Origin of the sequence: Pseudoxanthomonas sp. F37, assembly GCF_022965755.1 — a bacterium.
Taxonomy (GTDB): domain Bacteria; phylum Pseudomonadota; class Gammaproteobacteria; order Xanthomonadales; family Xanthomonadaceae; genus Pseudoxanthomonas_A.
The window spans coordinates 1,800,051-1,820,989 of record NZ_CP095187.1 but is presented as its reverse complement, the minus strand read 5'-3'; the positions used below and the strand labels follow the sequence as shown (position 1 = coordinate 1,820,989).

At 70.5% G+C, this 20,939-nt stretch carries 19 protein-coding genes and 1 pseudogene; 17 read left to right on the top strand and 3 right to left on the bottom strand.

What is annotated here, in order from left to right; translation table 11 throughout:
* Positions 1-18: 18 nt before the first annotated feature.
* The 3 genes from MUU77_RS08405 to MUU77_RS08395 form a co-directional block, all read right to left on the bottom strand.
* Positions 19-1,275 (bottom strand): efflux RND transporter periplasmic adaptor subunit, encoded by a 1,257-nt coding sequence (locus MUU77_RS08405; RefSeq protein WP_245093729.1) that lies wholly within the window; start codon positions 1,273-1,275, stop codon positions 19-21.
* Positions 1,272-2,561, bottom strand: a complete 1,290-nt coding sequence (locus tag MUU77_RS08400; protein ID WP_245093727.1) for a TolC family protein — start codon at positions 2,559-2,561, stop codon at positions 1,272-1,274. The genes MUU77_RS08405 and MUU77_RS08400 overlap by 4 nt, the downstream gene beginning before the upstream one ends.
* Positions 2,562-2,624: 63 nt before the next feature.
* A complete protein-coding gene (locus MUU77_RS08395) occupies positions 2,625-3,014 on the bottom strand; it encodes a hypothetical protein (RefSeq protein WP_245093725.1) in 390 nt (129 codons plus the stop codon).
* Positions 3,015-3,123: 109 nt separating this feature from the next.
* Between MUU77_RS08395 and flhB the strand changes: the two genes are divergently transcribed.
* The 17 genes and pseudogenes from flhB to MUU77_RS08310 all read left to right on the top strand — a co-directional run bounded on the left by flhB (position 3,124) and on the right by MUU77_RS08310 (position 20,906).
* The gene (gene flhB, locus MUU77_RS08390; RefSeq protein WP_245093723.1) at positions 3,124-4,254 is read left to right on the top strand and encodes a flagellar biosynthesis protein FlhB; all 1,131 of its coding nucleotides are present in this window, start codon (positions 3,124-3,126) and stop codon (positions 4,252-4,254) included.
* Positions 4,251-6,335 carry a flagellar biosynthesis protein FlhA gene (gene flhA, locus MUU77_RS08385; RefSeq protein WP_245093720.1) on the top strand — a complete coding sequence of 695 codons (2,085 nt, stop codon included), beginning with the start codon at positions 4,251-4,253 and terminating at the stop codon, positions 6,333-6,335. The genes flhB and flhA overlap by 4 nt, the downstream gene beginning before the upstream one ends.
* A 156-nt stretch (positions 6,336-6,491) precedes the next feature.
* Positions 6,492-8,255, top strand: coding sequence for a flagellar biosynthesis protein FlhF (flhF, locus tag MUU77_RS08380; protein WP_245093718.1), 1,764 nt, complete (start codon positions 6,492-6,494; stop codon positions 8,253-8,255).
* A 55-nt stretch (positions 8,256-8,310) separates the two neighbouring features.
* Positions 8,311-9,123 (top strand): annotated as a pseudogene (locus MUU77_RS08375) (MinD/ParA family protein); the annotation flags it as partial.
* A complete protein-coding gene (locus tag MUU77_RS08370) occupies positions 9,120-9,872 on the top strand; it encodes an RNA polymerase sigma factor FliA (protein WP_245093714.1) in 753 nt (250 codons plus the stop codon). The pseudogene MUU77_RS08375 and the gene MUU77_RS08370, both read left to right, overlap by 4 nt.
* 172 nt (positions 9,873-10,044) lie before the next feature.
* Complete coding sequence (cheY, locus tag MUU77_RS08365; RefSeq protein ID WP_245094336.1) at positions 10,045-10,425, top strand: chemotaxis response regulator CheY; 381 nt, start codon at positions 10,045-10,047, stop codon at positions 10,423-10,425.
* A complete protein-coding gene (locus MUU77_RS08360; protein WP_245093712.1) occupies positions 10,425-11,042 on the top strand; it encodes a protein phosphatase CheZ in 618 nt (205 codons plus the stop codon). The genes cheY and MUU77_RS08360 overlap by 1 nt, the downstream gene beginning before the upstream one ends.
* A 36-nt stretch (positions 11,043-11,078) precedes the next feature.
* A complete protein-coding gene (locus MUU77_RS08355; protein ID WP_245093710.1) occupies positions 11,079-11,222 on the top strand; it encodes a hypothetical protein in 144 nt (47 codons plus the stop codon).
* A gap of 27 nt (positions 11,223-11,249) precedes the next feature.
* Positions 11,250-13,010 carry a chemotaxis protein CheA gene (locus tag MUU77_RS08350; RefSeq protein WP_245093708.1) on the top strand — a complete coding sequence of 587 codons (1,761 nt, stop codon included), beginning with the start codon at positions 11,250-11,252 and terminating at the stop codon, positions 13,008-13,010.
* A gap of 190 nt (positions 13,011-13,200) precedes the next feature.
* The gene (locus MUU77_RS08345) at positions 13,201-13,941 is read left to right on the top strand and encodes a flagellar motor protein (protein WP_245093706.1); all 741 of its coding nucleotides are present in this window, start codon (positions 13,201-13,203) and stop codon (positions 13,939-13,941) included.
* A gap of 12 nt (positions 13,942-13,953) precedes the next feature.
* Positions 13,954-14,916, top strand: a complete 963-nt coding sequence (gene motD / locus MUU77_RS08340; protein WP_343230085.1) for a flagellar motor protein MotD — start codon at positions 13,954-13,956, stop codon at positions 14,914-14,916.
* Complete coding sequence (locus MUU77_RS08335; protein ID WP_245093704.1) at positions 14,916-15,698, top strand: ParA family protein; 783 nt, start codon at positions 14,916-14,918, stop codon at positions 15,696-15,698. Before motD ends, MUU77_RS08335 begins: the two co-directional genes overlap by 1 nt.
* A complete protein-coding gene (locus tag MUU77_RS08330; protein ID WP_245093702.1) occupies positions 15,695-16,717 on the top strand; it encodes a chemotaxis protein CheW in 1,023 nt (340 codons plus the stop codon). The genes MUU77_RS08335 and MUU77_RS08330 overlap by 4 nt, the downstream gene beginning before the upstream one ends.
* 189 nt (positions 16,718-16,906) lie before the next feature.
* Positions 16,907-17,218 carry an STAS domain-containing protein gene (locus tag MUU77_RS08325; protein ID WP_245093700.1) on the top strand — a complete coding sequence of 104 codons (312 nt, stop codon included), beginning with the start codon at positions 16,907-16,909 and terminating at the stop codon, positions 17,216-17,218.
* On the top strand, positions 17,215-17,580 hold the full coding sequence (locus MUU77_RS08320; RefSeq protein WP_055944462.1) for a response regulator: 366 nt from the start codon (positions 17,215-17,217) through the stop codon (positions 17,578-17,580). The genes MUU77_RS08325 and MUU77_RS08320 overlap by 4 nt, the downstream gene beginning before the upstream one ends.
* 54 nt (positions 17,581-17,634) lie before the next feature.
* The gene (locus MUU77_RS08315) at positions 17,635-19,629 is read left to right on the top strand and encodes a chemotaxis protein CheA (RefSeq protein WP_245093698.1); all 1,995 of its coding nucleotides are present in this window, start codon (positions 17,635-17,637) and stop codon (positions 19,627-19,629) included.
* Between the two features lie 83 nt (positions 19,630-19,712).
* Positions 19,713-20,906, top strand: a complete 1,194-nt coding sequence (locus MUU77_RS08310) for a porin (protein ID WP_245093696.1) — start codon at positions 19,713-19,715, stop codon at positions 20,904-20,906.
* Positions 20,907-20,939: the final 33 nt, after the last annotated feature.

Here is a 20,939-nt window from a genome sequence, read left to right as displayed (position 1 = left end):
GGCTCGAAAGGCGTCGGCTCAATGGTCATGCGAGGCCCCCGATTTCTCGATGTCGGCCTTCACCAGGTAGCTCTGCTCCACCACCACCTGGTCGCCGGCCTCGAGGCCGGACAGCACCTCCACGCGCGCGGCATCGCGCTTGCCCAGTTCGAGCGGGCGTACTTCATACGTGTCGCCGACGCGTACGAATACCACGTCCCAATCGCGGAACGTCTGCAGGGCCGCCACCGGCACCACCAGCGCGGCCGGCTGCTGTTGCACCGTGATCCGTGCCTTCACCGCCGAGCCCGGCCGCCACAGGCCATCGGCATTCGCCAGCGTGGCGCGCGCCACCGTGCTCTGGCTGGCGGTCGCGGTGCCGGGCAGCACGCGCTCCAGCGTGGTCCGGGCGGTGGCGCCATCGCTCAGGCGCGTCACCGTCACCGGCACGCCGGGCACGATGTGCTGGGCGTCCGCACCGAAGATGTGCAGGTCCACCCACAGCGACGACAGGTCGGCGACTTCGAACAACGTGGCGCCCTCGCCCGCCACGCCGCCCACCGTGGCGTTGCGCGCCAGCACCACGCCGGATATCGGCGTGGTGACCGGGTACGTGGTCAGGCTGAGATTGCTTTCCACCACCGCCAGCGACTGCCCGGCCCGCACGCGGTCGCCGACATTCACGGCGAGGCGGCGGATGGGTCCCGGGAAGCGCGCGGCGATGTTGGCCACGCGGCCCTCCACCGGCGTCAACAGACCCTGCACCTCGTGCTCGTCGGCGATCACCCCGGCCTGTGCGGGCGCGACGCGGATGCCCGAGTCCTGGGCGATCTTCGCGGCGATGGTGGTGCGGCCTTCGTAGCTTTCGTAGGCCCAGCGCAGCGGTTTGCCTTCCACCGTCGCGACCACCTCGACATCGAAGGAGTGCGGTTCGCCGACCACGCTCTTCGCCAACAGGCTGCCATCGGCCTGCGGCACGAGCGCGTGCGTCTCGCGCACGCCGCCCAGGCGGACCAGGCGGACTTCGACCGTGCCCGCGGTCGCCGGCAGCGGCTTGCCGTCGCGGTAGAGCCAGGCCTGCCAGGTGGGCGGCGTGCCGCTCTCGGCGATGGCGAGTTCGACGGTGACGCCGTCCTGGGTGAGCAAGCGGCCGCCGTGTGCACCGCGCGCGGCCTGTTCCGCGCCGTGGCCGTCGCCTTCATGGCCGTGGCCGTTTCCGGCGTGGTCGCCCTTGCCGCCACAGGCGGCCAGCAGCAGGGCAAGCGCGAGCGCGCTCATCAGGGGTCGCAGGGTCATGGGGTCGTTCCTTCCGTCGGGGCGGCGGGGGCGGCGACGAACGCCTGCCCGGTGAGCCGCTGGATTTCGATCAGGGCCGCCTGCGCGTCGAGCGCGGCGTCCAGTTGCTGGCGACGGGTCGCCGTGGTCTCGGATTGCAGCTGCGCCCATTCGAGGTAGCTGATGGCGCCGGCGCGGTACGCGCGCTCGGCCGCCTGCTCGGCACGCAGCAGGCGCGGCAGCACGTCGGTGCGCATGCGCTGCACATCCAGCTGCGCCACCCGGTAACGGCCGTGCGCGTCGGCCAGGGTCGAGTACAGCGCGATGTCGCGCGATTCGCGTTCGATCTCCAGCGCCGCCAGGTCGGCCTCGGCGGACCGGATCTCTGGCGCGGCACGGCGCGCACCGCCCAGCGGCAACGACACGCCGCCGACCAGCGCCAGGTCGCCGCTGTCCTGCAGGCGGCGCACGCCTATCTGCCAGTCCAGGTCCGGTGTCGCCGCGGTCCGCGCCAGGCGCACGCGCGCCTCTCGCACACGACGTTCGTCGGCGAACCGGGCCAGTTCCGGCGTGCCGTCCAGCAGCGCCGCCAGCTCCGCGGCGCCTGCGATGTCGGGCAATGCCAGCGGATCGGCCGGCGCGATGTCGAACCGCGGCGCGCGTTCGCCCCACAGCGCGGCCAGGTGCTGGCGGGCCGCGCTGTGCTGCTGCTCGGCGCGGGCGAGGGCCAGTTCGGCGCGTGCCAGGGCCGCCTGCGCGGTGAGCACCACCGACTCGGGCGATGCGCCCGCCTGCAGGCGCTGGCGCGCGGCGGCGACGGTGCGCCGGCGCTGGGCGATGTCCTGCTCGGCGATCGTCTTCTGTGCACGGGCCGAGGCGATGGCGAGGTACCGGCGGGCGACATCGGCCAGCAGGTCCAGCCGCTGCGTCTCGCGTTGCAGGGCCAGCGCGTCGATGCGGGCCTGGGCCAGCGTGCGGCGCGCATCCAGCTTGCCGCCGCGCTCAAGCACACCGGCCAGGGTCAGGGTGGTCTCGGCCTGGCGGAAGGCGCGCGCCTGCCCGCTGCCCAGGGCGTTCTCGATGTCCAGCCCCGCGCGCAGGGCCGGCCGCATCGAGGCGGCGTCGTGTTCCGCCTGCAACGCGCCGCGGCGGGCGTCGATCAGGCGCAGGTCGGGATGGGCGCCGGCGACGCGGGCGATGGCGTCGTCGAGGGTGAGGATGTCAGGTGAAACAGCGGGCGATGGCGCCTGCGCGTGCGCGCACGGCGCGATCGCGAAGGCGGCCCATGCCGCCAGTCGCAACCACATGGGGAGTCTCCGGGAAGTCGGTGATGGAGCGCCGGGCGACGGGATGCCGGCCCGGCTCTGGCATCACGCGCCGATCGGAGGACGCAGCAGCGAAGCCGGCCGCGAAGGCGGCAGGGGAACGGTGCCGGCGAGCGGCACCGCCGACGCCGGCGGCATGCCGGGCAGCGCGAGCGGTGCCGGCACGATGGCAGTCAGGTGGCCACAGCAATGGCTGGCATGCATCAGCGCATGCAGCAGGTCGCCCTCGCCGGTCTCGCCATCGGCATGCTCGTGTGCGGAGGCCCCATCGCCGTGTTCGGAGACGGCATGCAGATGCTCGCCGCCGCTGCCCGACTCGTGCAGGTCGCCCAGCGAGGCCAGCACCGGATTGGCCAGCACCGCCAGCACCAGCAGCGCCAGCGCGGGCAGGCGCAGCAGCAGGCAGCGGGGTTGGCGGAGGGCGCGGAGCAGCATGCCCACATGCTAGCCGTGCGAGCCGCCGTTAGACAATTCCACGTCGCCGCGCGCGCGCCGACTGGAACGGGACTTGCAACAAGCGTCCCGACCCCGTCGGAAACACGCCATGTCTGAGCAGGACGAACGCGGCGAACGCACAGAGCTCCCCACCGAAAAACGACGCCGCGAAGCCCGCGAACAGGGCAACATCCCGCGCTCGCGCGAGCTGGCGACGGCGGCGGTGTTCGGTGCGGGCGTGCTGGCGGTCATCGCGATGGGCCCGTCCCTGGCCCGCAGCGCGCTGGGCTGGATGAAGATCGCCCTGACGCCGGATGCGGCGCTGATGCGCCAGCCGGACCAGTTGTTCGGCCATGTGGGGCTGCTGCTGCTCAAGCTGCTGGCCGTGATCGCCCCGGTGGCCGGCATCTGCGTGCTGGCCGGCCTGGTGGCGCCGGTGGCGATGAGCGGCCTGCAGTTCTCGCAGAAGGCGCTGATGCCCGATTTCAAGCGCCTCAGCCCCGCCGCCGGCCTCAAGCGCCTGTACGGCGCGGAAAGCGTCGCCGAACTGCTGAAGTCGCTGCTGCGCGTGGCGTTGATCGGCGGCGCGGCGGCGATCTGCCTGAAGCTGGGGCTCAACCCCCTGCGCGAGCTGCTGACCATGCCGCTGGAGCAGGCCGTGCGCAGCGGGCTGAAGTTCACCAGCACCCTGCTGCTGGCCACCACCGGCGGGCTGATCCTGCTGGCCGCCATCGACGCGCCCTACCAGAAGTGGAACTGGCTGCGGAAGCTGAAGATGACGCGCCAGGAACTGCGCGAGGAAATGAAGGAAAGCGAGGGCAGCCCGGAAGTGAAGGGCCGCATCCGGCAGATGCAGCACCAGCTGTCGCAGCGTCGCATGATGGAAGAGGTCCCCAGCGCCGACGTGGTGGTGGTGAACCCCACCCACTACGCGGTGGCGCTGAAATACCAGGCCGGCCAGATGGGCGCCCCCACCGTGGTGGCCAAGGGCGTGGACGAACTGGCCCTGCGCATCCGCGAAGTGGCCGATGCCCACCGCATCGCCATCGTCTCCGCGCCGCCGCTGGCACGCGCCTTGTATCGGGAAGGGCAGCTTGGCCGGGAGATCCCCGTGAGACTGTACGCCGCCGTCGCCCAGATCCTGTCCTACGTGTACCAGCTGCGCGCCTGGCGCGTGGGCGAAGCCCCGCATCCGGACATGCCCGCCGTGGACGTGGATGAGCATGGAGGCAAGGCATGAGCGCGCAACCGGCCGCCGGCGGCGTGCGCTGGATGGACATGCTGAAGAACGGCCTGGGCGCGCCGCTGGTGGTGCTGGCGCTGCTGGCCATGATCGTGGTGCCGCTGGCGCCGCCGGTCCTGGACGCGCTGTTCAGCTTCAACATCGCCATCTCGCTGGTGGTGCTGCTGGCGGTGATCTACGTGAAGCGGCCGCTGGACTTCACCATCTTCCCCATCATCCTGCTGATGACCACGATGCTGCGCCTGGCGCTGAACGTGGCCTCCACCCGCGTGATCCTGCTCAACGGCCAGAACGGCCACGACGCGGCCGGCAAGGTCATCGCGGCCTTCGGCGAGTTCGTGGTGGGCGGCAACTACGCGGTCGGCATCGTGGTGTTCGCCATCCTGACCATCATCAACTTCGTGGTGATCACCAAGGGCGCGGGCCGCATTTCCGAAGTGTCGGCGCGCTTCATCCTGGACGCGATGCCGGGCAAGCAGATGGCCATCGACGCCGACCTCAACGCCGGCATCCTGACCCGCGAGGAAGCCAAGGCGCGCCGCGAGGAAGTCCGTGAGGAAGCCGACTTCTACGGTGCGATGGACGGCGCCAACAAGTTCATCCGCGGCGACGCCATCGCCGGCATCCTGATCCTGTTCATCAATCTGGTCGGCGGCTTCGCCGTGGGCATGGCCCAGCACGGCATGCCGGCGGCCGAGGCCGCGTCCACCTACACCCTGCTGTCCATCGGCGACGGCCTGGTGGCGCAGCTGCCGGCCCTGCTGGTGTCGTCGGCGGTGGCCATGCTGGTCACCCGCGCCTCGCGTTCGCAGGACATGGGTCAGGCGGTCATGGGCCAGGCCTTCGGCCAGCACAAGGCGCTGGCGGTGGCCGCGGGCGTGCTGGGCCTGGTCGGTCTGGTGCCGGGCATGCCCAACGTCGCCTTTTTGACGCTGGCCGCCATCCTGGGCTACCTGGCCTGGAAGATGTGGAAGCGCACGCAGGAGGGGCCCGAAGCCGCGACCGGCGATGTCGCCGCCCTGCCCGCCCCCGGCGCACCGGACCGCAACGCCGAACTGACCTGGGACGAACTGCGCCCGGTCGATCCGCTGGGCCTGGAAGTGGGCTACCGGCTGATCCCGCTGGTGGACAAGAACCAGGGCGGCGAGCTGATGTCGCGCATCAAGGCGGTGCGCCGCAAGCTGACCCAGGACCTGGGATTCCTCATACCGCCGGTGCACATCCGCGACAACCTGGAGCTGCCCTCCAACGGCTACCGCCTGCTGGTGCACGGCGTCCCCGTGGCCACGGCCGAGATCCACCCGGACCGCGAACTGGCCCTGGACCCCGGCGGCGCCTTCGGCGCCATCGACGGCATCCCCGGCAAGGACCCGGCCTTCGGCCTGGATGCGGTGTGGATCCAGTCCCACCAGAAGGCCACCGCCGAATCGCTGGGCTATACCGTGGTCGATCCGGCCACGGTGATGGCCACCCACCTCTCGCACCTGGTGCGCGAACACGCACCGGAACTGCTGGGCCACGAAGAGGTGCAGCAGCTGCTCTCGCAGCTGGGGCGCAGCGCACCCAAGCTGGTCGAGGACCTCACGCCCAAGGCCCTGCCGCTGGCCACCGTGGTGCGCGTGCTGCAGAACCTGCTGGTCGAGCGCGTACCGATCCGCCAGCTGCGCCGCATCGTGGAGTCGCTGGTCGAGTTCGCGCCGCAGAACAGCGACCCGGCCGCGCTCACCGCCGCCGTGCGCACCTCGCTGGGCCGCTTCATCGTGCAGGAGATCTCCGGCATGGCGCCGGAGCTGCCCGTCTACACCTTGGCGCCGAATCTGGAACGCGTCTTGCAGGACAGCACCCAGGGAACCGGCGCGGCGCTGGAACCGGGACTGGCCGAACGCCTGCACCAGAGCCTGGCCGACGTGGTGACCAAGCAGGAGGCCCGCAGCGAGCCTGCGGTGGTGCTGGTACCGGGTTCGGTCCGCGCCGCCCTCGCCCGCCTGGTCCGCCACAGCGTCCCCTCGCTGTCGGTGCTGGCCTACAGCGAGGTGCCCGAGGACAAGCGGTTGAAGCTGGTGGGGACGATCAGCTGAGGCCGGGAATGGGGAATAGGAAGTGGGGAATCGACAAAGCGATGACCCGCCTCAGGAGGACTCGATGAGAACGAAAAAATCTGGCGACACGCACCGACGAATGCCCTGCAGCACAACGATTCCCCATTCCCGATTCCCTACTCCCGGCACCCAGCCATGAAAATCAAACGCTTCGTCGCTCCCGACATGCGCACCGCCTTCGCCATGGTCCGCCAGGAACACGGCCCGGATGCGGTGATCCTGTCCAATCGCGTCACCGAGGACGGTGTGGAGATCGTCGCCGCCAGCAACTACGACGAAGCGCTGGTGAAGCACACGCTGGAAGCGATGCGCCCGTCCGCCGCGGCCGCTCCGCTGCATCCGCTGCTCGACCCGGCGGCGCCGAACCGCAACAGGAACACGAACGCCGACGCGGACACCGACGCGAACGCCTCGGCGCCCGCGCCTGGCGCGCCCGCCCTGTCGCCCGCCGAAGCCGCCGCCCACTACTTCGCGCGCCGCCAGAACGTGCCGGCACCCGCCACCCCGGCACCGGCCCGCGCCGACACCGCGCTCGCCACGCCACGCATGCCGCCGGCCGCTGTGGCCGCTGCGCCGGTCGCCGCCGCCAACGAAGCGCCGCCCCGCTTCGCGCCCAGCCAGCCGGCACGCGAGATCGCCCCGCAGCTGATCGAACCCGGCTCCTTCGCCGCCAAGCTGGCCGCCTGCCTGCCCGCAGCGCCCGCCAACGAACCGGCGCCGGCCTTCGCCCCCTTGAACGATGCCGTCACCCAGCCCGTCGTCGCCCCGCGTGCGCGCACCGCCGCGCGCGCGGACATCGACGACACGCTGGACCTGGACGCGCTGCTGCCCTCGATCGCGCCGCCTCTGGCCCTGCCCGAGCCCGTGTCCGCGCCCAAGGTCGCCAGCCTGCCCGGCACACGCCTGCCCGCGGCGGACGCCGTCCCCGCGCCGGCCGCCGTCACCGTGCCCACGCTGACCGTGGTGGCCGACAACGCCGCCGATGCGCGCGAGAGCGACGCGCAGCTGGTGCAGATGCGCGGCGAGCTGGCCGCGATGCGCGAAATGATCGAACGCGAGATGCACCGCCTCACCGACGAGCGCCTGCGCGGCTCGCCGGTGCGCATGCAGGCGATGGAACTGATGGAGGATTACGGCTTCGACGCCGGCATCACCCGCGACATCGCCCTGCAGATCCCGGCCGACACCGAAGCCCACCGCGGCCGCGGCCTGATGCTGGGCCTGCTGTCGAAGAAGCTGCCCGTCACCGAGGCCGATCCGCTGGAAACCGGCGGCGTGATTGCCCTGGTCGGCCCGACCGGCGCCGGCAAGACCACCACCATCGCCAAGCTGGCCGCCTGCTTCGCCCAACGCCACAACCCGCGCGATGTGGCCCTGGTCACCACCGACACGGTGCGCGTCGGCGGCCGCGAGCAGTTGCACGGCTACGGCCGCCAGCTGGGCATCGCCGTGCACGAGGCCGACAGCGCACAGGGCCTGGCCCTGGTGCTGGAGCGCCTGCGCGACTACAAGCTGGTGCTGATCGACACCGCCGGCCTGGGCCAGCGCGACCGCAACCTGGTGGGCCAGCTCAACTGGTTGCGTGCGTCCGGACAGGTGCAGACCCTGCTCTGCCTGCCGGCCAACTCCCATTTCGCCGACCTGGACGAAGTCGTCCGCCGCTTCAGCACGGTCCAGCCGCAGGGCGTGGTGCTGACCAAGCTGGACGAAACCGGCCGCCTGGGCAGCGCGCTGTCGGTGGTCGTGGACCACCAGTTGCCGATGGCCTGGGTGACCGACGGCCAGCGTGTGCCCGACGACCTCCACCGCGCCAACAGCGCCCACCTCGTGCTGCGGCTGGACCAGCTGCGCCGCGAAGCCGACGAACCCTGCTCGACCGAGGCCACCCATGTCGCCTGATCCCCTGCTGCAGACCAATCCCCGCAGCACGCCGCCTCTCCCCGGGGCCTTCCATCCCGTGCGCGTCATCGCCGTGACCGGCGGCAAGGGCGGCGTGGGCAAGACCAACGTGTCCGTGAACCTGGCGGTCTCGCTGGCCGAGATGGGCAAGCGCACGCTGCTGATGGACGCCGACCTGGGCCTGGCCAACGTGGACGTGCTGCTGGGCCTGTCGCCCAAGTTCACCCTCGCCGACCTGGTCGCCGGTCGCTGCCAACTGGAAGACGTCCTGCTGGAGGGCCCCGAGGGCCTGATGGTGGTGCCGGCCTCGTCGGGTTTCCGCCACATGGCCGAACTGACGCCGGCCGAACACGTGGGCCTGGTCAACGTGTTCTCCGAACTGCAGCGCGCACTCGACGTGATGGTGGTCGACACCGCCGCCGGCATCACCGACAGCGTGCTGACCTTCTGCCAGGCCGCGCAGGACACCGTGGTGGTGGTCTGCGACGAGCCGGCCTCGATCACCGACGCCTACGCCCTGATCAAGGTGCTGGCGCGCGAGCGCGGGCTGGACCGCGTGCACGTGATCGCCAACATGGTGCGCGACCCCAACGAAGGCCGGAAGCTGTACGAAAAGCTCGCCCGCGTCTGCGAGCGCTTCCTCGGCGACGTGGCCCTGCATTACCTGGGCGCCGTGCCGCAGGACGACTGGCTGCGGCGCGCCGTGCAGCGCCAGCAGGCCGTGGTCAAGGCCTACCCGGGCAGCCCGTCGGCGCGCGCCATCGCCGAAATCGCACGCACCACCGCCCGCTGGCAGCCCCCGGTCGGCGCCCGCGGCAACGTGGAATTCTTCGTGGAACGCCTGATCCAGCGCGGGGTGGCCGCATGAACACCGCCGCCGCCCAGTACCGCGCGGTCCAGCGCACCGCCGCCAACGACGTCATCGCCCAGCATGCCGACCTGGTGCGCCGCATCGCCCACCATCTGGCCGCCCGCCTGCCGGCCAGCGTGGAAATCGACGACCTGATCCAGGCCGGCATGATCGGCCTGCTGGAAGCCTCGCGCAGCTACGACGCCGAACAGGGGGCTTCGTTCGAGACCTATGCGTCCATCCGCATCCGCGGCTCGATGATCGACGAGATCCGCCGGGGCGACTGGGTGCCGCGGTCGGTGCATCGCCGCGCCCGCCAGGCCGCCGCCACCGTGCGCGAGATCGAACAGCGCACCGGCCGCGCCGCCATCGCCACCGAAGTGGCCAGCGCCATGGAGATGCCGCTGCCCGAATACCTGCGCCTGATGGAAGACGCCGCGCGCGGGCAGGTGCTGAGCCTGGAATCGCACATCGACGACCATGGCGAGCCCAATACCACCCGTACCGGCGGTCCGTCGCCCCAGCAGCACCTGGAGCGCAGCGAGTTCCGCCAGCAACTGGTCAAGGCCATCGGCCAGCTGCCCGAGCGCGAGCAACTGGTGCTGTCGATGTACTACGAGCAGGAACTGAACCTGAAGGAGATCGGTGCCGTGCTCGGCGTCAGCGAGTCGCGCGTCTGCCAGATCCATGGCCAGGCGATGGTGCGCCTGCGCGGCCGCCTGCAGGTGTTCGAGAAGGCGGACGCGGGGCTCGACGACGAACCATGACCCGGTAGGAGCGCCCTGGGGCGCGATGCTCTTGCTTGCGCGGATCGGAAAGCACGCGCCCCAGGGCGCTCCTACAAGGCATGCAACCCCCTAAACATTTCCCGGCCCCGGCCGATACCGCCACCAGACCCACCGTCCACGCAACACCGGAGCACCCGTGACCAACAAGAACATGCGCATCCTGATCGTGGACGATTTCTCCACCATGCGCCGCATCATCAAGAACCTGCTCAACGACCTGGGCTATACGAATACCGCCGAGGCCGATGACGGCAGCACCGCGCTGACCGCGCTGGCGCAGGGCAGCTTCGACTTCGTGGTCACCGACTGGAACATGCCGGGCATGACCGGCATCGAGCTGCTGAAGGCCATCCGCGCCGACGAGCGCTTCAAGACCCTGCCGGTGCTGATGGTCACCGCCGAAGCCAAGCGCGAGCAGATCATCGAAGCCGCGCAGAACGGCGTGAACGGCTACATCATCAAGCCGTTCACCGCGCAGACGCTGGAAGAGAAGCTGGGCAAGATCTTCGAGCGTCTGGGAGCGGCCGCCTGATGAATGCCGTCGCCGATGTCGGTGCCGCCCGGGCGGCCCTGGTGGAGAAGCTGCAGCACGCGCTCGATGCCCTGGAGCAGGGCGACGAGGCGGGCTGGCGCCAGGAACTGGACGCCATCGCCGCCTGGCGCACCCAGCCCATGATGCAGGGCCTGGGACGGCTGGCGCGCGAACTGGCGCAGACCCTGGGCGAACTGCCCCCCACCGACGCGGGCGAGCTCGACGATGCCTGCGCCCGCCTGGACCACGTGGTGGAGATGACCGAGCAGGCCAGCCACAAGACCCTGGACCTGGCCGAACAGTGCCGCGGCTATGCCACCCAGCTGAAGGGCACCGAACTCTCGCCCGCACAGGCGGCCCTGGTGGACAGCATCGGCAAGGGCCTGTCGGAGATGGCGCTGGCGCAGAGCTATCAGGACCTCACCGGCCAGATCATCCGCCGCGTGGCCGGCATCGTGCGGCGCGTGCACGAAGGCTTCGGCGCGCTGGGGCTGCCGCCACCGGAAAAGAACGGTGGCAAGGGTTCAGAACTCGCCGGTCCGGCCGTTGCTGGTCTTGACCGCAACGCGTTCTCGCAGGACGACGCCGACGACCTGCTGTCCGGCCTGGGCCTGTAGCCCGGCGGGCGCGCGACGCGGCACCGGAGACCCGCCATGACCGATTCCACCGCCCGCCGCCCCCGCCACCCCGTCCTCCTGCTGTTCGTGGGCGTGCTGCTGGTCTGCGATGTCATCGCAGGCCGCGCCCTGCGCCGCCGCCATGCGCACGCGATGCGCCCGCTCGACTCCTCCCGCTGATCGCCCGTACCGGTACCCGCCCCGCCCATGTCCGCCGTCACCCCTGAAATCGCCGCCGACTTCCTGATCGAAGCGCAGGAGATCCTCGACCGGCTGGGCGAACAGCTGGTCACGCTGGAACAGGACCCGTCCGACAGCCAGCAGCTCAACGCGGTGTTCCGCGGCTTCCACACGCTCAAGGGCGGCGCGGGCTTCCTGGGCATCCAGGCCATGGTCAACCTGTGCCATGCGGCCGAAGAGACCCTGGGCCTGGTGCGCGCCGGCCAGGCGACGCTGGAGCCGCAGCATTTCGATGCCGCCCAGCAGTCGCTGGACTGGCTGCAGCAGATGCTCGACGCCGTCGGCGCCGGCGAAGACCCGCCGCATGCGCCGCAGATGCTGATCGATCAGTTCGACGTGCAGGGCCATGCCGCACCCGTGCCGAAACCGGCCACGGCGTCCGTGCCGGGCGCCGCCGCCCCGCCTGCCGATGACCTGATCTCGGACGACGAGTTCGAGGCACTGCTGGACCAGCTGCACGGCGACGGCGTGCCGACCGCGGTGGCGGCCCCCTCGCCCGCACCGGCGCCCCGTCCGCAACCCGCGCCCAGGCCTGCACCCCCGCCTCCCGGCAAGCCGGCCGGCAAGGCCGGTGGCGAAACCGAACAGACCATCCGCGTGGACACCAAGCGGCTGGATGCCATCGTCAACCTGGTCGGCGAGCTGGTGCTGTCGCGCAACCGCCTGAAGACACTGCGCGCGCGCATCCGCGACGAGGAGCTGGACCGCGCCGTCAGCGGCCTGGACATCGCCACCGCGCGCCTGCAGACCGCAGTCATGCGCACGCGCATGCAGCCGGTCGGCAAGGTGTTCTCGCGTTTCCCCAAGGTGGCGCGCGATGTCGCCCGCCAGCTGCAGAAGGAAGTCGACCTGGAACTGGTCGGTGCCGATACCGAACTGGACCGCAACCTGGTGGAAGCCTTGGCCGACCCGCTGGTGCACCTGGTGCGCAACGCGATCGACCACGGTGTCGAAGTGCCCAGCCTGCGCGAGGCCTGCAGCAAGCCGCGTGCCGGCCACGTGCGCCTGTCGGCGCAGCAGGAAGGCGATTTCGTCACCATCGAGATCCGCGACGATGGCGCCGGCATCGACCCCGAGCGGCTGCGCGCCAAGGCGCTGGAGAAGGGCCTGATCGATCCCGAGGCCGCCGCACGCCTGTCCCACGACGAATGCCTGCAGCTGATCTTCCTGCCCGGCTTCTCCACCAAGGCCGAGGTCACCGACATCTCGGGCCGGGGCGTCGGCATGGACGTGGTGCAGTCGCGCATCCGCGAACTCAGCGGGCAGATCACCATCCACTCCGACGTGGGCCGCGGCAGCCGCTTCGTCATCCGCGTGCCGCTGACGCTGGCCATCCTGCCCACCCTGCTGGTGCAGGCCGGCGACCCGGTCTACGCCCTGCCGCTGGCGCGCGTGATGGAAGTGCTGCACGCACCGTCCGAAAGCCTGCGCTGGTTCGATGGCCAGGCCGTACTCGACCGCCAGAGCCATACCCTGCCGCTGGTCGACCTGCGCCAGTGGTTGCGCGTGGACCCGGTGATGGCGCCCCTGCTGACCATCGTGGTGCTGCAGATGGGCGAACAGCGCTTCGGCCTGATCGTGGACCAGGTGCGCGGCCGCGAGGAAGTGGTCATCAAGCCGCTGCCGCGCGCCGTGCGCGGCCTGCCCGGCTACGCCGGCGCCACCCTGATCGGCGACGGCCGCATGGCGCTGATCCTGGACGTGGACGGCCTGCGCGCGACGGCGTGACGAATCTGGCCGCCGTTTCCCTGTAGGAGCGCCCTCGGGCGCGATGCTCTTGTGTCGCAGGGACAAAAGCATCGCGCCCGAGGGCGCTCCTACAGATGGGGTGGGCCGGGAGTGATCGCGGTCGCGACTCACCCCGCTCCTGCAAGTGGCACACCTCAAGTCCCCCTGCATCGGGCCGATAGATCAGCACATGGACATCTTCAGCCTCATCGGACTCCTGCTGGCACTGGTCGCGCTGGTCGGTGGCAGCATCCTCAAGGGCGCGGGCCTGTCGTCGCTGTGGTCGTCGGCGGCCTTCGTCATCGTGATCCTGGGCACCGTCGCCGCGATCCTGGTGCATACGCCGCCGCCGGTGTTCAAGCGCGCCCTGTCCATCGCCCGCTGGGTGATCCGCCCGCCGGGCAACGACGGCGAGGCGCTGATCGCCGAGATCGTGGACTGGAGCAACATCGCCCGCAAGCAGGGCCTGCTGGGCCTGGAGCCGCTGGTCGGCCAGCAGGACGACCCGTTCCTGAAGAAGGGCCTGCAGATGCTGGTGGACGGCGTGGAGCCGGAAGCGATCCGGCACATGATGGAGATCGATCTCAACGGCCAGGAGCACCAGGACCTGGCGGCCGCCAAGGTGTTCGAGGCCATGGGCGTGTATGCCCCCACGCTGGGCATCATCGGCGCGGTGTTCGGCCTGATCGCGGTGATGAAGAACCTGGCCGACCCCAGCAAGCTGGGCCACGGCATCGCGGCGGCGTTCACCGCGACCATCTACGGCATCGCCTCGGCCAACCTGTTCTTCCTGCCCATCGCCAGCAAGCTGAAAAGCGTGATCGGCGGACGCAGCCGCGAACAGGAGATGATCATCGAGGGCCTGATCGCCATCGCGCAGGGCGAGAACCCGCGCAACATCGAGGCCAAGCTGGCCGGCTTCCTGCACTGAGCCGGAGCGACCATGGCGCGGCGGCACAAGCACGAGGAGCACACCAACCACGAAGCGTGGGCGATCCCCTACGCCGACCTGATGACCCTGCTGCTCGCCTTCTTCGTGGTGATGTACGCCATCTCCACCGTCAACGAGGGCAAGTACCGGGTGATGGCCGACGCGCTGACCGCGGCCTTCGGCGGCGCGCCGCGCACGATCAATCCGGTGCAGGTGGGCAACCACCAGTTGCAGGGCGCGGACTTCGACCGCCCCTCGCCCATCAAGTCCGGGGCCAAGCAGGGGCCGTCCGCGCCCTCGCCCTCGCCCAACGTCACCCTGCTGGCGGCGATGGCCTCGCAGATGAACATGTCGCTGGACGCCAAGGGCCTGCAGAACGCGCAGGGCGAGCTCAAGCGCATCGCCGACGACCTGGAGCGCGCACTGGCGCCGCTGATCGACGAGAAGCTGGTCACCATCAAGCGTTCCACGCTGTGGCTGGAGGTGCAGATCAACAGCGACATCCTGTTTGCCACCGGATCGGCCACGCTGGATCCCAAGGCCCAGGAAACCGTCGGCAAGCTGGCCACGGTGCTGGCCGGAGTGCCCAACTCGGTGCGGGTGGAGGGTTATACCGACGACCGCCCGATCCGGACCGCGCAGTTCCCCTCCAACTGGGAACTGTCGTCCGCGCGCGCCGCCAGCGTGGTGCACCTGTTCGTCCGCGACGGAATCCCGCCGGAGCGGCTGGCCATGATCGGCTACGGCGAGTTCAGGCCCATCGCCGACAACGCCAGCGATGAGGGCCGCAACGCCAACCGCCGCGTGCTGCTGATCATCCTGGCCAGCCCGGGCGGTCCGGCACCGGAATTGCATGTGGGGGGAGAAGCCGTCGCTCCGCCGTCAGTGATCTCGCTGCCGCCGCTGCCGGCCCATGCCGCGACGTCCATGCCCGGAGCGCCGCCGGCGCCCCAGGTCCATGAAGGAGTCCAGTGATGCGCGTGTGGGCAATCGCCAACCAGAAGGGAGGCGTCGGAAAGACCACCACTACCCTTGCCCTCGGGCGCGGCCTGGCCATGCGCGGCCAGCGCGTGCTGCTGGTCGACCTGGACCCGCATGCCTCGCTGACGCGTGCCTTCGGCGTAGCCACCGACCCGCAGCCGGCCGGCGTGCTGGACCTGTTCGACGAACAGCCGCCCGCGCTGGCCACCCTGGCGCGCGCCACCGAGATCGAGAACCTGTCCTTCATCGCCGCGCAGACGCCGCTGGCCACGCTGGAGCGCCGCAGCGCCACCCAGCCCGGCCTGGGCCTGGCGCTGTCCAATGCGCTGGCGCGCGGCGGCAACGCCTGGGACTTCGTGCTGTTCGACTGTCCTCCCACGCTGGGCCTGCTGATGGTCAATGCGCTGGCCGCGGCGGACCACGTCATCATCCCGACGCAGACCGAGCCGCTGGCCCTGCACGGACTGAAAGGCATGTGCCGCACCGCCGACATGATCCAGCGCTCGCGCCACCGCGTGCTGCCGGTGTCGATCCTGCCCACGCTGCACGACAGGCGCACGCGCACCGGCGCCGACACGCTGAAGGCGATGCAGGACGAATACGGCGAGCGCGTCTGGAACGACGCCATCCCCAACGACACCCGCATCTGCAGCGTCGAGGCGCTGACACGCTCCAGCCCCGGCGCGCAGTATCCGGGCCGTGGCCTGTCCGCCTACCGGCGCGCGCTGGACTGGCTGCTGCTGACCGAGGCGCGCGACACGGAGCAGGCCGCATGAACACCCCGGCCGCCCTCGACGACTACCTGCTCGACCTGCTCGGCGATGCGGCCGCACCGGCGGCCACCCCGGCGGCGGCCCACATCGTGGCAGTCCCGACGGTCGCTGCCGCTGCGCCGGATTCCGCCGCCGTGGTCGCCCCTCCCGTTGCCGAAACCGCGCCGTCCGCGCCGGTCTTGGCCGTGGCGCCGATGCGTGCCGGCAGCGAAGCCGGGCTGATCAGCGATGAGGAGTTCGAGGCCCTGCTGGACCAGTTGCATGGCGACGGCGCGCCGACCTCCGTCGTGGCTGCGCCCGTCGCCGAGCCGGCACAGCCGGCTCCTGCCACCGCGGCCCCCGTCCTGGCGGTCGCGCCTGCGCGCCCCGGGGCGGCGGCGGATGTGATCGGCGACGACGAATTCGAAGCCCTGCTCGACCAACTGCATGGCGGTGCCGCACCCACCTCGCGCGTGGCGACGCCCCCCGTGCCACCGGACGTCCCGGCCGCACGCGCACCGACGGTCGCGCCCGCGGCGCCACGCGCGCTCGCGCCCCTGCCCGCCACGCCGTACCTGCTGGCCACCGCCCCCGATACCGGCGAGCGTCGCCGCGCCACCGAGCGCAAGACGCGCTGGCTGCGCCTGCGCTGCGACCAGCAGCACTACGCACTGGAACTGCTCAAGGTGCAGGAGGTGGTGCGCCCCGCCACCCTGCTGCCGCTGCGCGGCGCCGCACCGCACATGCTGGGCGTAATGAACCTGCGCGGCCAGGTGGTGCCGGTGATCGATCTGGGCCTGTACCTGGGCCGCCGCGCCGTCGACGTCGACGCCACCACCCGCATCGTGGTGCTGGAGGAGCATGGCGAGATCCTGGGCCTGCGCGTGACCGCGGTGGAGGACGTCGCCAACCTCACCGACCAGCAGATCGAGTCACCCGACAACGCCCGCGTCGGCCGCATGTCCAATCCACTGTTCCGCGGCGTGGCCAGGCTCAACGAGTGCGCGGTGATCCTGCTGGATGCCTCGCGGATACTGGCGTGAGGCGAGGAACGAGTGGTTAGGAACGAGGAACGAGGGGTGGTGAGAGCTGGAACCCACCGCTTTCACTCGTTCCTCGTTCCTCATCACTCGTTCCTGCATTTCCCCACACCCGTCACACATTCACTTCCGCCCCTCAAGACCGGCCGCGCCGCGCCGATACCCCACTAGAGCCGCCCTTCCGGAGACACGATGAGCGCTGTGCCCCTGGGTGACGACCTCGGTATCGAGGCCGCCACCGACCTCAAGCAGCACCTGGCCCCGCATGTCGCGCAGCCGGGACCGCTGGCGCTGGATGCCGGCACCGTGCAGCGCGTGCATACCGCCAGCCTGCAGGTGCTGTGCAGCTTCGTGCGCCAGCGCGAGCAGGCCGGTCTGGCGACCGATTTCAGCGCGGTCAGCCAGAGCTTCCGCGACGCCGCGCGCCTGCTGGGCCTGGCGCCGCAGCTGGGCCTGGCCAACGACAACGAACACAACACGCAACAAGTGGAGAACGCCGCATGAGCGCACGCATTCTGGTAGTGGACGATTCGGCCTCGATGCGACAGATGGTCGCCTTCGCCCTCAGCTCGGCGGGTTTCTCGGTGGATGAAGCCGAAGACGGCCAGGTGGCGCTGGGGCGTGCGCAGGGGCAGAAGTTCAATGCCGTGGTCACCGACGTCAACATGCCCAACATGGACGGCATCTCGCTGATCCGGGCGCTGCGCGGCCTGCCGGACTACAAGTTCACGCCCATGCTGATGCTGACCACCGAGTCGGCCGCCGACAAGAAGGCCGAGGGCAAGGCCGCCGGCGCCACCGGCTGGCTGGTCAAGCCGTTCAACCCGGAACAACTGGTCGCCACCGTCCAGAAAGTCCTGGGCTGATCCTCCTCCTTCCCGTTCCCGCCTCCCTTACGACCGCACCAGGGCATCGTCGCCATGAACATGGACATGCAGCGCTTCCACGCCACGTTCTTCGAAGAAAGCCGTGAAGGGCTGGAGGCGATGGAAGCCGGGCTGCTGTCGCTGGAACAGGGCAGCCGCGACGGCGACCTGATCAATTCGATCTTCCGCGCGGCCCACTCGATCAAGGGCGGCTCGGCGACGTTCGGCTTCGATGCCATCGCCGGCCTGACCCATGTGCTGGAGACGCTGCTGGACGAACTGCGCGCCGGCCAGCGCGCCGTCAGTCCGCCCGCCGTCGATGCCATGCTGGCCTCGGTCGACGTGCTGCGCGCCCTGCTGGCCGAAGCCGAACACGGCACGCCGGCCGATCCCGCCGCCGTGCAGGCCATCAAGGACCGCCTCAACGCGGTGCTGTCCGGCCAGGCAGCGCCCGCCGCTTCGCCGGCCGCCGCGACCGCGAAGACCGACGACACGCCGGAAGGCTGGAAGATCGGCTTCACGCCCGCGCCGTCGCTGTTCATGAGCGGCAACGATCCGCTGCGCATCCTGCGCGAACTGGAGCACCTGGGCCCGCTGGAAATCGCCTGCCGCATGGAGCGCCTGCCCGGCTTCGAGCAGATCGATCCGCTGGAAGCCTACTTGGCCTGGGACTTGGGCCTGATCGGCAAGGTGCCGCGCAGCGCGGTGGACGACGTGTTCGCCTGGGTGGTCGACGACTGCGAGCTGGACATCCAGCCGATGCAGCGCCATGCGGTGCCGGTCGAAGCCGTCGCCGTGGCCGCGCAGCCGGTGGCCGCCGTCGCCGCCAGCGGTGCGCAGGCGCCCGCCACGGCCGCCGCGCCGGCAGCCAACGATGCCGCCGAAACCTCCATCCGCGTCAGCGTCGACAAGATCGACGGCCTGATCAACCTGGTCGGCGAGCTGGTCATCACCCAGGCCATGCTGAAACAGGTGTCCGGCCTGCTGGACCAGGCCCAGTGCGAACGCCTGTTCGCCGGCCTGGACCTGCTGGAACGCAACACCCGCGACCTGCAGGAAGCCGTCATCGGCGTGCGCATGCTGCCGGTGGACGCCGTGTTCCGCCGCTTCCCGCGCCTGGTCCGCGACCTGTCCGCGCGCCTGGGCAAGCAGGTGCGCCTGCGCACCATCGGCGAGGGCACCGAGCTGGACAAGGGCCTGATCGAACGCATCGCCGATCCGCTGGTGCACCTGGTCCGCAACTCGATCGACCATGGCCTGGAAATGCCCGACGTGCGCGCGCAGGCCGGCAAGGACGAGACCGGCACCATCACCCTGGCGGCCTCGCACCAGGGCGGCCACATCGTCATCGAAGTCAGCGACGATGGCCGCGGCCTGAATCGCGAACGCATCCTGGCCAAGGCCGCCGAACGCGGCCTGGCCGTGCCCGAGAACCCCACCGATGCGCAGGTCTGGGACCTGATCTTCCAGCCCGGCTTCTCCACCGCCGAAGCGGTCACCGACCTGTCCGGTCGCGGCGTGGGCATGGACGTGGTCCGCCGCAACATCCAGGCGCTGGGCGGCGAAGTGCAGCTGGAGAGCACCGCCGGCCACGGCACCCGCGTGGTGATCCGCCTGCCGCTGACGCTGGCCATCCTGGATGGCATGGCGGTGTCGGTCGGCGATGAAACCCTGATCCTGCCGCTGACCTACGTGCTGGAGGCCCTGCAGCCGCAGGACCAGGACGTGCGCACGGTGGCCGGCGACGGCCGCGTGCTGCGCGTGCGCGGCGAGTACCTGCCCATGGTGGCGCTGAACGAGTACTACCGCTACGGCGCGGCGCGCAGCGACGACCCGCTGGTGGTGGTGGTGGAAGCCGACGGCCAGAAACTGGCGCTGGAAGTGGACGAACTGATCGGCCAGCAGCAGGTCGTGGTGAAGAACCTCGAGAACAACTACCGCCGCATCGACGGCATTTCCGGCGCCACCATCCTGGGCGACGGGCGCGTGGCGCTCATCGTCGACGTGGGTGGCCTGGTCCGCGCCCGCCGGATGCAGCAGGCGGCCTGACCCTCCCTCCGCATGTCCGCCCTGGAGCGCCCTCCCCGCGGATGGCGCCCGGCCGGGCACGCCCCTATCCTGCAGGTAAACGCATGAAGTACGTCATTTCCAGCCTCGCCCTTTCCCTGCTTGCCGTGCACGCGGGCGCCCGCGCCGAGGACGGCGCGGCCAAGGCCGCCGCCTGGCCGCCGAAGATCACCTTCGCCGGCGGCACCGAGCTGAGCCTGGGCGGCAACCTGCAGTACGACGCGGCCACGTTCTCGGGCCAAGGCTATGCCGGCGCCGCGATGGAGGACGACGATGCCTGGCGCCGCCAGGAGATCGGCCTGACCCTGCGCCGCAAGGGCGTGTACGACTTCGGCGCGACCTTCGACTTCCAGGCCAAGACCTGGAGCGACGTGGCCCTGCGCCTGGAAACCAAGGCCCTGTTCGGTCGCGATGCCGGCAAGCTGCGCATCGGCCAGATGAAGCTGCCGCTGGGCTTCGAAGGCAACACCGGCACGCGCCATGTCTCCATGATGGAACCGTCGCTGCCCACGCAGGCCTTCTACCAGGGACGTCGCAGCGGCATCGACTGGGCGTTCGAACGCGAGCGCTACATCGCCAACGTCGGCTATTTCTTCGAGTCCGACCTGCAGGGCAACAACAAGGGCGACACCGCGGCGTTCCGCCTGGCGTGGACGCCGCGCAAGGCAGCGGGCGACGTGCTGCACCTGGGCATCGCCGCGGCGCAGGAGCGCCCCGACAGCGAAGTCAACGGCCTGGGCGTGACCGTGCATCCCAGCGTTCGCTGGCGCGCCAAGCCCGAAGCCACGCTCACGCCCTACCGCTTCGTGGACAGCGGCACGCTCAGCCGCGTGGACCGCATCGACCGCACCGGACTGGAGGCCTTGTGGATCCGCGGGCCCTGGTCGTTGCAGGGCGAATACCTGCGGCAGAAGACCACGCGCGAGCTGGGCCTGCCGTCCTACTCGGCCGATGGCGGCTATGTGCTCGCCAGCTGGCTGGTGACCGGCGAATCGCGCGGCTACGGTGGGGGCAACGTCAGCAATCCCAAGCCGAAGGGCAAGTACGGGGCGGTGGAACTGCTGGCCCGCTACAGCCGCATCGACCTGGACAGCGACGGCATTGCCGGTGGGCGCGAACACAACTGGACGCTGGGCGCCAACTGGTACATCACGCCCTACCTGAAGTTCCAGGCCAACTACGTGAAGGCCGATGCCACGCGCGGCGCACTGTCCGCCGACCCGTCCGCATTCCAGCTGCGCGCACAGATGCATTTCTGACCATGCATTCCGCATCGCCCGCGCAGCCGGCAA